Raw genomic sequence first — 12,445 nt, forward strand, 5'->3', positions numbered from 1 at the left:
AAGTCGACGCTGACGTTGTCGAGGGCCACGACGCGGGTCTCCCCGTCCCCGTAGACCTTGTTGAGGCCGGTGGCGCGGGCGGCCGCCAGGCCGGTCCGGACGGCGGTTGCGGTCGACGTGGTCACGGGGGTGCTCCTTGGTGGTCGCGGGCTGCGGGAGACGCGCTGGGCGCCTGGACGGCCGGGCCGCCAGGGGCGCCCGGCCGTACCTCCATGCTCCGCCGTGTGATCATGAGTTCTCGTCGCTCCGCCGGACGGTTGGCCTGACCGCCGCTGGGCGTACGGCCAGGTGACGCCCTCCTCCTGGGGTATGACGCCGACCCTGAGCGCGAGTCGGTGGCCGGAACTCGTGCACTTCGTGGCCGAATTGCGGACTGTTCGTCAGATCGCAAGGAAACATGACAACTTCCCTGGCTGGGAACATGCGAAAGGGTGAGGCGGGCGACTAGGCTCTGGGGTGGCCCGCACCGGGGGCGGAGCGTTTCTTCTCCGGCCGATGGAGCGGCCCGTCCACAGGACGCCCGGATGGTGGAACGCAGACACGGGCAGCTTAAAACTGCTTGGCCGCGAGGCCGTGCCGGTTCGAGTCCGGCTCCGGGCACCGCTCGACTCGCGGGGGCGCCGACGGCGTCCCCGCCGGGAGTCGTTCAGTGATCCTCCTCGCGGCGTATCCCGATATTTTTGCCAAGCCATTACCCTGGTGGCTGGGCGGTGCAGTGCCGCCACGGAGGGAATGTGCAATGAGAAGCAGCAACCCGGTCTTCTCGCGGGAGGGGTCCTTCACCCGCGAGCCCGGCTACGCGGGGTTCGGTACCACCACGCAGGCCGGGGGCCAGTACGGCAACAACCCCTACGCGGGGACCCCTTACGCCCAGCAGCCGCAGGCACAGGGCCCGCTGACCGACGAGCAGCTGTACGAGATGTACAACGGGCCGTCGGCCGGCCCCGCCGCCACCGGGCGGATGACGCTCGACGACGTGGTCGCGCGCACGGCCATGACGCTGCTGACCCTGGTCGCCGCCGGCGCGGTGGCCTGGTTCGTGCTGCCGTTCGAGAACTTCGGCTTCGCGATCGGCGCCAGCCTGGTGGCCATGGTCGTCGGCCTGGTGGTCTCCTTCAAGCGCAGCGTCAGCCCGCCGCTGATCCTGACCTACGCGGCTCTTGAGGGTTTCGCGCTCGGCGCGGTCACGCACGTGCTCAACACCGTCGTCGAGGGCATCGCGATCCAGGCGGTGCTGGGTACGGCGGCGGTCTTCGCGGCGATGCTGTTCGCCTACAAGAGCGGCCGGATCCGGGTCACCGCGCGCTACACCCGGATCGGCATCGCGATCGCCATGGGCTTCGTGCTGCTGATGCTGGTCAACATGATCGCGATGGCGTTCGGCGCCGACCTCGGTCTGCGCTCCGGCCCGCTGGGCATCGTGGTCGGCCTGATCGGCATCGCCCTCGGCGCCTTCTTCCTGTCGCTGGACTTCGCGGCGATCGAGGAGGGCATCGCCCAGGGCGCGCCGCAGAAGGAGGCCTGGCGGGCCGCCTTCGGGCTCACCCTGTCGCTGGTCTGGATCTACGTCGAGATGCTGCGTCTGATCGCGATCCTGCGCGGCGACGACTAATCGCGGTCCCGCCGTACCCACTGCCGCCGGGCCCCCGGAGCGAAACGCTCCGGGGGCCCGGCGGCGTTTAGGCTCCCTGTCATGCATGACGTACAGCTCCTGGTCGAAGCCGTCGACTCCCTGGCGGATCGTTTCCGCTCGCTGCCGCAGAGCAAACTGCTGGGCGCCGTGCCCGGGTACGAGTCCCGGGCGGCGGCCGCACTGGCGTTGGCCCGGCGGCTGGCGGCCCTCGCGCTGGCGGCGGAGGGCGGGTCGGAGCGGGAGTTCCCGGAGGCCGGGGCGTTCGCGGTGGGCGACCAACTGGCCGTCGCCGGGCACGACCTGGCGGCCGCGCTGACGGCCCTGCCGGAGGGCGCCGCGGTCGCCCTGGCGGACGGGCCGGTGGCGGCCGCGGAGGTGCTGGCCGAAGCGGTGGCCGCGGTGCGCGCGACGGCGGCGCTCTGCGGCTAGACGTCCGGACACGCCGAAGGCCGGCCGGGTCGGTAACCCCTTGACCCGGCCGGCCTTCGGTGTGCTGCGCTGTGTGTGCCGTGCTGCCGCGCTGCTGGGGCGGCGTCAGATGCTGGCGACCACCCGGTCGGCGAGGACGTAGACGGCCTCCTCGTCGGTGGAGAAGGTCAGCGAGTACGAGCCGGAGAAGCGCGAGCCGCCGAGCAGTCGGACGTGCTCACCGGCACGGACCGCGTCGATCAGCCGGTAGGCGGCCTCCCGGTCGCCCGGGGCCACGCAGAGCGTGGTGCCGTCGGCGAAGGCGTACACGTCCAGGGTGCCCAGCGGGCCCGGGCGGACGTCGATCAGGGCGACGGCCTCGTCGGCGAGGGTGGCCAGCCGGGTGTCGGTCCACTCGCGGGACGGCGCCTGGCTGGGCACGAAGTCGGGGTGGGAGGGGTGGCGGCGCGGGTCGGGCGCGGCGACCGGGGCGTCCTCGACGGCCTGGTCGGCGTCCAGCAGCCCGGCCTCCAGGCCGGTGGCCAGCAGGTCGGCCTCGCGGCGGGCGCGGGCGTCCCCGGTGGGCTCGGCGGAGCCGGTGGAGGCGGAGGCGGTGCCGGCGGAGGCGCCGGAGCCCTGGCCGGGGAACGGCGACGAGCCGCCCTCGGGGCCGGGCTCGGCGGGGCCCTCGTTGATCAGGTCCTCCAGCGCGGAGCGCAGCGCCTCGCCGAACTCCGGGTCCATGGTGCCGGCGTTGTCGACGGCGTCCTGCGGGCCGGTGGGGCGGGGGAAGAACAGCGGCCACTCGTCGGTGCTGGCGAACGCGCCGGTGTACGGGGAGTCGAACAGCGGCGCGTCCTCGGCCGCGCGGGCCTCCTGCTCGGCCCAGAACGCCCGGGCCTCGGTGATCTCCCGCTCGCGGTCGACGGCGAGTGCCTCGGTGACGGCCTGGCGTATCGCGGCCTGGTCCACCGGGGCGGGTGCGGCCTGGGCCGCGGCCTGCGCGTCCAGCCGGCGGGAGAGTCCCCGGAGGTGGAGCAGCACGGCGGTCGACACGGTGATCAGGATCAGCAGCAGGATGGTGTAGACGGCGCTCACGGAACGTACTCCTAGCGAGGAGCGGAACGGGGTTACGTGTCCACACTGCCGCATCCGGGGCTGTTGCCGCAGTGGCGAATGTCTAATTTGTGGGGGACTTTCGCTCTTGTCCCCAAATTGTTAGGTAACACCGTTCTACGCAGTGGAGTTGATCCGCTCCGCAGTGTCGATTTCCGGGCCGAAAACGAGCGAAAAGAGGGCCGGATCGACCTCGCGATGTGATCCGGCCCTCAATTACTCACGGTCACTCCAAATGGGTGGTCCAGACCCTTTCGGGGCGGCTCGGCGGGGTCAGCTGAGGCGCTCGATCACCATCGCCATGCCCTGGCCGCCGCCGACGCACATGGTCTCCAGGCCGAACTGCTTGTCGTGCCACTGCAGGGAGTTGATCAGGGTGGTGGTGATCCGGGCGCCGGTCATGCCGAACGGGTGGCCGACGGCGATCGCGCCGCCGTTGACGTTCAGCTTGTCCAGGTCGATGCCGAGATCCCGGTAGGACGGGATCACCTGGGCGGCGAAGGCCTCGTTGATCTCGACCAGGTCGATGTCGTCGATGGTCAGGCCGGCCCGCCGCAGCGCCTGCCGGGAGGCCTCGACCGGGCCGTAGCCCATGATCTCGGGGGAGAGCGCGCTGACGCCGGTGGAGACCACCCGGGCGAGCGGGGTGATGCCCAGCTCCCGGGCCTTGGTGTCGGACATGATGACCAGCGCGGCGGCGCCGTCGTTCAGCGGGCAGCAGTTACCGGCGGTCACGGTGCCGTCCGGTCGGAACACCGGCTTCAGGCCGGAGACGCCCTCCAGCGTGACGCCGGCGCGCGGGCCGTCGTCCTTGCTCACCACGGTGCCGTCCGGGAGCGTCACCGGGGTGATCTCGCGCTCCCAGAAGCCGGCCTTGATGGCGGCCTCGGCGAGGTTCTGCGAGCGGACGCCGAACTCGTCCTGCTCGGCACGGGTGATCCCCTTGAGCGCGGCCAGGTTCTCGGCGGTCTGGCCCATCGCGATGTAGGCGTCCGGCAGCAGGCCGTCCTCGCGCGGGTCGTGCCACTCCCCGCCGCCCTCCTCGGCGCGCTTGGCGGTGCGGGCCTGGGCCTCGTCGAAGACCGGGTTCGTGGTGCCCGGCATGCCGTCCGAGGTCCCGTTCACGCTGCGCGAGACGGTCTCCACGCCGGCCGAGAGGAAGACGTCGCCCTCGCCGGCCCTGATCGCGTGCAGTGCCATCCGCGTGGTCTGCAGCGAGGACGAGCAGTAGCGGGTGATGGTGGCGCCGGGCAGGTAGTCCATGCCCATCTGGACGGCCACGATGCGGGCCAGGTTGTGGCCCTGCTCGCCGCCGGGCAGGCCGCAGCCGAGCATCAGGTCGTCGATCTCGCGCGGGTCGAGCTGCGGGACCTTGGCCAGCGCGGCCTGGATGACGTGGGCGGTCAGGTCGTCGGGGCGGACGTCCTTGAGCGAGCCCTTGAAGGCCCGGCCGATCGGCGAACGGGTGGCGCTGACGATGACGGCTTCGGGCATGGCGGGCTCCTCGCTGGGTGACGGCGGACTGGCGTCCGGGAGGAAAGTTACCGCCTGGTAGATCAGGCGTCACCCGTCCCGGCGTGTGAGCTGGCCGACGTGTCGCCGGCCTCTGGAACGGCTCCTTCCCGGACCTCCTCGGGCGCCCACGAGCCGGGCAGCCCGACCCGCAGCCGGTGGCGCAGCAACGCCCAGCGGCGGCCGGCGCCCTCCGTCTCGACGGCCGCGACCTCGGTGCCCGAACGCCCGGCCGCGGCGGCGGCGGCCATCGCCACCGGCAGCACCGTCCCGCCCGGCACGGGTGCGGCCGGGCGCTCCTCCTCCGGCCAGAGGCCGAGCGCGGCGCACACCGAGGGCAGCACGGCCATCGCGGCCGTCGCGTAGCCCTGGGCGGACGGGTGGTAGCGGTCGGCGGCGAACATCTCCGGGCGCGCCGCGAACTCCGGGCCCAGCAGCGAGCCCAGCGAGACCGTCCGGCCGCCGGCCTCCACGACCGCGATGGTCTGCGCGGCCGCCAGCTGGCGGCTCAGCCGGCGGGCCACCCAGCGCAGCGGCGGGTGCACCGGCTTGATCGTCCCGAGGTCCGGGCAGGTGCCGACCACCACCTCGCAGCCGTTCGCCCGCAGCGCCGCGACGGCCTCGCCGAGCTGGCGGACGGCCAGCTGGGCCGGGCTGTGCCTGGTCACGTCGTTGGCGCCGATCATGAGCACGGCGACGTCCGGGTGGTGCGGCAGTGCCTGCTCCAGCTGGCCCGAGAGGTGGGCGGAACGGCCGCCGGAGCGGGCCACGTTGACCAGCCGGACCGGGCGCTCGGCCACCGAGGCCAGGCCCGCGGCGAGCAGCGCGCCCGGGGTCTCCCGGGCCCGCAGCACGCCGAGGCCGGCGCCGGTGGAGTCGCCGAGGACGGCCAGCACCAGCGGTGGCTGCGTGGCGGCGGAGCTGTCGGCGAAGGCCTCGCCGTAGACGCCGTCGGCCTTGGGCGGATCGCCCTCCAGCACGCCGATGGCCTGGATCGCCAGCTTGCTCTCGGTGAGCAGCACGCCCACCAGTCCCACGCCCAGCAGGCCGAGCCCGCCGCCGCCGTACGCCGCCGCGGTGGCGATCCGGCGGGCCACCCGGGCCCGCGAGTCCTGTGCCCCTGGCATCCGATGCCCCCTTCGCGTCCTGGTGCCGCCCCCTCCGGGGCCATGGCGATGCCTGCACCCCCCTCCTACCCGCGCGGGGGCCGGGGCTACCTGCGGGGCTGGGCCATTGGAGGAGGAGGGCGGGTGGCGGGGCCGCCGCGCGGGGCCGGGGCGGGGCGAGGGGCGGGTGGGGCGGAAGGGCGGGCTGGGGCGGGCGGCACGGCCTAGGCTTTGCAGTACCGAAAGCACTCGCATGCCCACAACCGGGAGGACCCCCGTGCGGTACCACAACTCGATCATCGACCTCGTCGGCAACACGCCGCTGGTCAAGCTGAACAAGGTCACCGAGGGCATCAGCGCGACAGTGCTGGCGAAGGTCGAGTACTTCAACCCCGGCGGCTCGGTGAAGGACCGCATCGCGATGCGCATGATCGAGGCCGCCGAGGCCTCGGGCGCCCTGAAGCCGGGCGGCACCATCGTCGAGCCGACCTCCGGCAACACCGGTGTCGGCCTGGCGATCGTGGCCCAGCAGAAGGGCTACAAGTGCATCTTCGTCTGTCCGGACAAGGTGTCCACCGACAAGATCAACACCCTGCGCGCGTACGGCGCCGAGGTGGTCGTCTGTCCCACCGCCGTGGCCCCCGAGCACCCGGACTCGTACTACAACGTCTCCGACCGGCTCGTCCGGGAGACCCCGAACGCCTGGAAGCCGGACCAGTACTCCAACCCGGACAACCCGGCCTCGCACTACCACTCCACCGGTCCGGAGCTGTGGGAGCAGACCGAGGGCCGGATCACCCACTTCGTGGCGGGCGTCGGCACCGGCGGCACCATCTCCGGCACCGGCAACTACCTGAAGGAGGTCTCGGGCGGCAAGGTCAAGGTGATCGGCGCCGACCCGGAGGGCTCGGTCTACTCGGGCGGCACCGGCCGGCCGTACCTGGTCGAGGGCGTGGGCGAGGACTTCTGGCCGACCGCCTACGACCGTGACGTCGCCGACGGCATCGTCGCCGTCTCCGACAAGGACTCCTTCCAGATGACCCGCCGCCTGGCCAAGGAGGAGGGCCTGCTGGTCGGCGGCTCCTGCGGCATGGCCGTGGTGGCCGCGCTGGAGGTGGCCAAGGGTCTGGGCCCGGACGACGTCGTGGTGGTGCTGCTGCCGGACGGCGGCCGCGGCTACCTGTCCAAGATCTTCAACGACGACTGGATGGCCGACTACGGCTTCCTGCCCTCGGCCACCGACGAGGCGCACATCGGCGAGGTGCTGGCCCGCAAGGACGCCATCGAGCACGAGGGCATCCCGCAGTTCGTCCACATGCACCCGAACGAGACGGTCGCCGAGGCGGTCCGAGTGCTGCGCGAGTACGGCGTCTCGCAGATGCCGGTGGTCTCCCCGGGTGCCGGGCACCCCGACATCATGGCCGGCGAGGTGATCGGCTCGGTGGCGGAGAAGCTCCTGCTGGAGGGCGTCTTCGCGAAGGAGATCGAGCTGACCGACACGCTGGACCGGGTGATGTCCAAGCCGCTGCCGGTCGTCGGTGCGGGCGAGACGGTCACCAACCTGATGACCGTGCTGGAGAAGGCCGACGCCGCGGTGGTGCTGGTGGACGGCAAGCCGCAGGGCATCGTCACCCGCCAGGACCTGCTGGGCTTCCTCGCCGGCCGCGCCGCGCACTGACCCGTCGGCCCCGGCCTGACCGGCCCTGACCGACCCCGACCCCGCCACCGGCTCCGGTCGGCGGGGCGGCCGAGGTTTCGCCCACGTTTTGCCCGCGGTTCGCCCACGGGCGAAGTGGTACACCGGCGTCACCTGCCCGCAGCACGCGGTTAACAACCGTCCGGCATCGTGGTGGTCAACGGCAAGACGCCGAGCGAGACGACGGCAACCGTCCGGGAGCGGCTCCCCGGTGGACGCGGTCGGCTCCGGACACGTCGGGCGGTCCTGACCCGGCCCGCCGTGTCCGCCCTCCAGCCCGGCAACGGGGGAGAGGGGCCTCCGCGGGAGGTGCCGTCGTCCCGCCCCTGTCCGGCTTCGGCCGGTCGACAGGGTGCGGCGGCTCCCGCGGTACCGCGCGCCGCACGGCGCGTCTCCGCGGTTCCCGGGTGGGGGAACCGAGGCGGAGAACGGCAGGGCCGGTCCTTCTCCGAGGGACCGGCCCTTCCCGTACGCTCACACGCATGACCAGCACTGAAACCACCCAGGACGAGCCGCGCTACGTCCGGCTCAAGATCGAGCTCATCGCGGAGATCACCGACGAGGGCGCGCTCAAGGCGGCCGCCCTGAAGCAGGTGACCGAGGACGAGTACCTCGACGACGACGAGCGCGCCCAGTCCGTCGACGCCATCGAGGTGGACCCGTCGGGTTCGCTCGCCCACTTCATCGACCCGGTGGCGCTGCTCGGCGACGTGCCGGGTGTCGAACTGGCCTCGGCGACCTGGGAGTCGGCGCAGACCGAGTTCGACCCCGAGAACGAGGGTTGGGACGAGTACGTGGTGGACGAGTCCGCCGAGTAGCGGCCTCGCCCCGCGAGCTCGTCACCGCTCGTGAACGCCCGGTCTGCCCCGCAGGCCGGGCGTTTTTTCCCTGTTCACCGGGAAGTTGGGTCATCTCATACGATCGCTTACCCTTCGGAGGTGGAACCGTGCACGGGCGGATTGCGTTTCTGTATCCGTAAATGCCCGGGATGATCAGCAGGGAGACGCGACGTGACGGCACGGGACGGTCAGGGGCGGGCAGGCGGAGGCAACTGGAGCCGGCGCGGAGTGCTCGCGGGCCTGATCGGGGCGCCGGTCCTGCTGCTCGCGGCCTGCAACGACACCAAGAGCGCCGACGCCAACGGCTCCGGCGGCTCGGGCGGTTCCGCTGGAACCCCGGGTGCCGGCAGCGGCTCCGGCGGGACCAGCAGCGCGCCGAAGACCTCGACCGCCGTCATCACCGTCACGCCTGCGGACGGTGCCGCCTCCGCCAGCTTCAGCGAGCCGGTCAAGGTCACCGTCAGCAACGGCACCCTGGGCACCGTCAAGGTCACCGACTCCACGGGCAAGGAACTGGCCGGCCAGCTCGCCTCCGACGGCGCCAGCTGGACCTCGGCCGCCGCCCCCGCCAGCGGCACCAAGTACACCGTGGCCGCCACCGCCCTCGACAAGGACAAGCTGGAGGCGGACGCCAACGCCACCTTCACCACGGCCACCCCGGCCAACACCTTCGTCGGCTACTTCACGCCCGAGGACGGCTCGGTCGTCGGCGTCGGTATGCCCGTCTCGATCACCTTCAGCAAGCCGATCACGGACCGCAAGGCCGTCCAGCAGGCGATCACCGTGATAGCCGAGCCGGGTGTCGAGATCGTCGGGTACTGGTTCTCCAGCACCCGCCTCGACTTCCGGCCGCAGGAGTACTGGGCCAAGGGCACCAAGGTCACCCTCAAGCTCCGGCTCAAGGACGTCGAGGGCGCCAAGGGCGTCTACGGCACCCAGTCCAAGGACGTCCGCTTCACCATCGGCCGCGCCCAGACCAGCGTCGCCGACCTCGCCGCCAAGAAGCTCACCGTCACCACCGACGGCCAGGTCAGCGCCGTCTACAAGATCTCCGGCGGCTCGCCCGAGCACCGCACCTGGGGCGGCAAGATGGTGATCTCCGAGCAGTTCCAGCAGACCCGGATGAACTCGCAGACCGTCAACCTCGGCAGCGAGTACGACATCGCGGACGTGCCGCACGCCCAGCGGCTCACCACCTCGGGCACCTTCATCCACGGAAACTACTGGTCTCCGTCGTCGATCTTCGGCGGCCAGAACACCAGCCACGGCTGCATCGGCCTCCAGGACGCCAAGGGCGCGCAGGACGGCAGCACGGACGGCTACAAGTTCTACAAGAGCTCCATGGTCGGCGACGTGGTCGAGGTCGTGAACTCCGGTGACAAGACCGTCGCGCCGGACAACGGCCTGAACGGTTGGAACCTCGGCTGGGCCGCCTGGAAGGCCGGCAGCGCGGTCTGACGCCGGGAGCCGCCGGTCAGCGCCGGTCAGCGCTTGGCGTAGTCGGCGAAACCCTGCCAGTCGACGATCACGCACGGCTCGTCGCCGACGATCCAGGCATCGTGCCCGGGCGGGCAGATCATCAGGTCGCCCGGGCCGAACTCGGTCTCCTGACCGTCGTCCATGACGATCCTCATCCGGCCCGAGACCACGTACCCCGTGTGGGCGGCCAGGCAGCTGTCGGTCTTGGCGATCGGCTTCACGTGCTTGGACCACTGCCAACCCGGGTGGAACACGGCCCGGCCCACCGGGCCGGCGTCCAGGTTGACCAGACGCAGTTCCCCCGTGCCCTCCTCGAAGGGGCGGACCTCCTCGGGGGCGTCGAAGTTCATGCGGACGAGACCGGACATGGCGCGCTCCTCTCCACGCGGACGGCCCGGCCGCCCGCGTGGAGAGGAGGCAGGCCCGCCTGCTGGCCCTTCCAGTCTGCGCCCCGACCGGCGGGCGGTCACCTCGGGTGGCCGGCCCGCCGGAACGGTCACGGACGGTCAGCCCTGCGTGCGGGCCACGCCGATCGGGCAGGAGGCGCCGGTGCCGCCGAGGCCGCAGTAGCCGTTCGGGTTCTTGGCGTCGGACAGGTACTGCTGGTGGTACGGCTCGGCCGGGTAGAACGGGCCCGCCGGGGCGATCTCGGTGGTGATCGGGCCGTAGCCGAGCGCGGTCAGGGCCGGCTGGAAGGCGTCCCGGCCGGCGGCCGCGGCGGCGGCCTGGGCGGGGGAGTGGGTGTAGACGGCGGAGCGGTACTGGGTGCCGACGTCGTTGCCCTGGCGGTTGCCCTGGGTCGGGTCGTGCGCCTCCCAGAAGGTCTTCAGCAGCCGCTCGTAGGAGACCAGCGAGGGGTCGAACACCACCCGGACCGCCTCGGTGTGCCCGGTCAGCCCGCTGCACACCTCCTCGTACGTCGGGTGGGGGGTGTAGCCGCCCTGGTAACCGACCAGCGTCGTCCAGACGCCGGGCAGGCGCCAGAACGTCCGCTCGGCGCCCCAGAAGCAGCCCAGCCCGAAGTCGGCCACTTCCAGGCCGTCCGGGTACGGCCCGGTGAGCGGGTGGCCGAGCACGGTGTGCGGCTCGCGCAGCGCGAAGCCCGGCGACTCCCGGCCGGGCAGCGCCTGGTCGGCGGGAACGAGCGAGGTCTTGTGGCGGTTGAACAGCACGGCCTGCTCCAGCTGGGTAGGGAGGGTTGCGCAGGATTCAACGCGGCGGGCCGCCCCCGGATTCCGGCGCCGCCCGGATTCCGCCGCCGGCCCGGTTCGCGGCCGGCCCGGTTCACGGCCGGCCCGGTTCACGGCGGGCTGGGACGTTCCGGAGGGCACCGGCCCGTACGGCCACTAGGCTCGACCCATGACCGAGCACCAGCTTCCCCAGGGCTTCGAGACCCTCGCCATCCACGCGGGTCAGGAAGCAGACCCCCAGACCGGGGCCGTCGTCACGCCGATCTACCAGGTGTCCACCTACAAGCAGGACGGGGTGGGCGGCCTGCGGGGCGGCTACGAGTACAGCCGCAGCGCCAACCCGACCCGCACCGCGCTGGAGGAGTGCCTCGCGGCACTGGAAGGCGGCGCCCGCGGCCTCGCCTTCGCCTCCGGCCTGGCCGCCGAGGACACCCTGCTGCGCACCATCCTCAAGCCGGGCGACCACATCGTGATCCCCAACGACGCCTACGGCGGCACCTTCCGGCTGTTCGCCAAGGTGCTGACCCGCTGGGGCGTCGAGTTCTCCGTCGCCAACACCCAGGACCTGGCGACCGTCCGGGCCGCGCTGCGCCCCAACACCCGCGCGGTCTGGGTGGAGACCCCGTCCAACCCGCTGCTGGGCATCACCGACCTGGCCGCGCTCGCCGAGGTCGCGCACGGCGCCGGCGCGCTGCTGGTGGTCGACAACACCTTCGCCAGCCCGTACCTGCAGCAGCCGATCGCGCTCGGCGCGGACGCGGTCGTGCACTCCACCACCAAGTACATGGGCGGCCACTCGGACGTGGTCGGCGGTGCGCTGGTGCTGGCCGACGCGAGCCTGGGCGAGGAGGTGGCGTACCACCAGAACGCGATGGGCGCCGTCTCCGGGCCGTTCGACGCCTGGCTGGTGCTGCGCGGCATCAAGACGCTGGGCGTCCGGATGGACCGGCACAGCGCCAACGCGGAGAAGGTCGCCGAGCTGCTGGCGAGCCACCCGAAGGTCAGCCAGGTGCTGTACCCGGGCCTGCCCGAGCACCCCGGCCACGAGATCGCCGCCAAGCAGATGAAGGCCTTCGGCGGCATGGTCTCGTTCCGGGTCCAGGGCGGCGAGGAGGCGGCGGTCGAGGTCTGCAACCGCGCGCAGCTGTTCACCCTCGGCGAGTCGCTCGGCGGCGTGGAGTCGCTGATCGAACACCCGGGCCGGATGACCCACGCCTCGGTGGCCGGTTCGGCGCTGGAGGTGCCCGCCGACCTGGTGCGCGTCTCGGTCGGCATCGAGTCGATCGACGACCTGCTCGCCGACCTCAAGCAGGCGCTGGGCTAGGACGCGCCCAGAAGTCCGGAGTCTGTCGAAGATCTCCGGCCTCGGTGAGCGGGCTGGGGACCGCGATGGTCACCTGACGCGCTGTCGGCGCACTCGGCCGGAGGAGCCCCTGCGGGCTCCTCCGGCCGGTTCATTGCGTCAT

Annotated in this window: 11 protein-coding genes, 1 tRNA gene and 1 pseudogene; 7 read left to right on the forward strand and 6 right to left on the reverse strand. The window is 72.2% G+C overall.

From position 1 onward, the window contains the following. Positions 1-125 (reverse strand): annotated as a pseudogene (locus AB0R04_RS18470) (ABC transporter ATP-binding protein); the annotation flags it as partial. A 393-nt stretch (positions 126-518) separates the two neighbouring features. On the opposite strand from AB0R04_RS18470, the gene AB0R04_RS18475 reads away from it, so the two are divergent. The 3 genes from AB0R04_RS18475 to AB0R04_RS18485 all read left to right on the forward strand — a co-directional run bounded on the left by AB0R04_RS18475 (position 519) and on the right by AB0R04_RS18485 (position 2,062). Further along, positions 519-600: transfer RNA gene (locus AB0R04_RS18475), tRNA-Leu, on the forward strand. A 139-nt stretch (positions 601-739) separates the two neighbouring features. Then, positions 740-1,612 carry a Bax inhibitor-1/YccA family protein gene (locus tag AB0R04_RS18480; protein WP_363372398.1) on the forward strand — a complete coding sequence of 291 codons (873 nt, stop codon included), beginning with the start codon at positions 740-742 and terminating at the stop codon, positions 1,610-1,612. Positions 1,613-1,693: 81 nt separating this feature from the next. Continuing rightward, positions 1,694-2,062: a hypothetical protein gene (locus tag AB0R04_RS18485; RefSeq protein ID WP_363372400.1), complete on the forward strand. Its 369-nt coding sequence runs from the start codon at positions 1,694-1,696 to the stop codon at positions 2,060-2,062. 105 nt (positions 2,063-2,167) lie between these two features. On the opposite strand, the gene AB0R04_RS18490 is transcribed toward AB0R04_RS18485, so the two are convergent. The 3 genes from AB0R04_RS18490 to AB0R04_RS18500 all read right to left on the reverse strand — a co-directional run bounded on the left by AB0R04_RS18490 (position 2,168) and on the right by AB0R04_RS18500 (position 5,796). Continuing rightward, positions 2,168-3,139, reverse strand: coding sequence for a hypothetical protein (locus AB0R04_RS18490; protein WP_363372402.1), 972 nt, complete (start codon positions 3,137-3,139; stop codon positions 2,168-2,170). A 291-nt stretch (positions 3,140-3,430) separates the two neighbouring features. Next, on the reverse strand, positions 3,431-4,651 hold the full coding sequence (locus tag AB0R04_RS18495) for an acetyl-CoA C-acetyltransferase (RefSeq protein WP_063348024.1): 1,221 nt from the start codon (positions 4,649-4,651) through the stop codon (positions 3,431-3,433). Between the two features lie 62 nt (positions 4,652-4,713). After that, positions 4,714-5,796: an SGNH/GDSL hydrolase family protein gene (locus tag AB0R04_RS18500; RefSeq protein ID WP_363372405.1), complete on the reverse strand. Its 1,083-nt coding sequence runs from the start codon at positions 5,794-5,796 to the stop codon at positions 4,714-4,716. Between the two features lie 256 nt (positions 5,797-6,052). On the opposite strand from AB0R04_RS18500, the gene AB0R04_RS18505 reads away from it, so the two are divergent. The 3 genes from AB0R04_RS18505 to AB0R04_RS18515 all read left to right on the forward strand — a co-directional run bounded on the left by AB0R04_RS18505 (position 6,053) and on the right by AB0R04_RS18515 (position 9,768). Further along, on the forward strand, positions 6,053-7,453 hold the full coding sequence (locus tag AB0R04_RS18505; RefSeq protein WP_063348022.1) for a cystathionine beta-synthase: 1,401 nt from the start codon (positions 6,053-6,055) through the stop codon (positions 7,451-7,453). A 500-nt stretch (positions 7,454-7,953) separates the two neighbouring features. Continuing rightward, complete coding sequence (locus tag AB0R04_RS18510; protein ID WP_063348021.1) at positions 7,954-8,289, forward strand: hypothetical protein; 336 nt, start codon at positions 7,954-7,956, stop codon at positions 8,287-8,289. A 192-nt stretch (positions 8,290-8,481) separates the two neighbouring features. Then, positions 8,482-9,768, forward strand: a complete 1,287-nt coding sequence (locus AB0R04_RS18515) for an Ig-like domain-containing protein (protein WP_363372408.1) — start codon at positions 8,482-8,484, stop codon at positions 9,766-9,768. A gap of 26 nt (positions 9,769-9,794) precedes the next feature. Here the strand turns inward: AB0R04_RS18515 and AB0R04_RS18520 are convergent, their stop codons facing one another. Together AB0R04_RS18520 and msrA are read right to left on the reverse strand one after the other, a co-directional pair. After that, a complete protein-coding gene (locus tag AB0R04_RS18520) occupies positions 9,795-10,157 on the reverse strand; it encodes a cupin domain-containing protein (protein WP_363372410.1) in 363 nt (120 codons plus the stop codon). 138 nt (positions 10,158-10,295) lie between these two features. Beyond that, positions 10,296-10,961, reverse strand: coding sequence for a peptide-methionine (S)-S-oxide reductase MsrA (gene msrA / locus AB0R04_RS18525; protein WP_363372413.1), 666 nt, complete (start codon positions 10,959-10,961; stop codon positions 10,296-10,298). Positions 10,962-11,148: 187 nt separating this feature from the next. Here msrA and AB0R04_RS18530 point away from each other — a divergent pair, with 187 nt between their 5' ends. Further along, a complete protein-coding gene (locus AB0R04_RS18530) occupies positions 11,149-12,303 on the forward strand; it encodes a cystathionine gamma-synthase (protein ID WP_063348017.1) in 1,155 nt (384 codons plus the stop codon). Positions 12,304-12,445: the final 142 nt, after the last annotated feature.

Source organism: Kitasatospora sp. NPDC056731, assembly GCF_040687675.1.
GTDB lineage: Bacteria > Actinomycetota > Actinomycetes > Streptomycetales > Streptomycetaceae > Kitasatospora.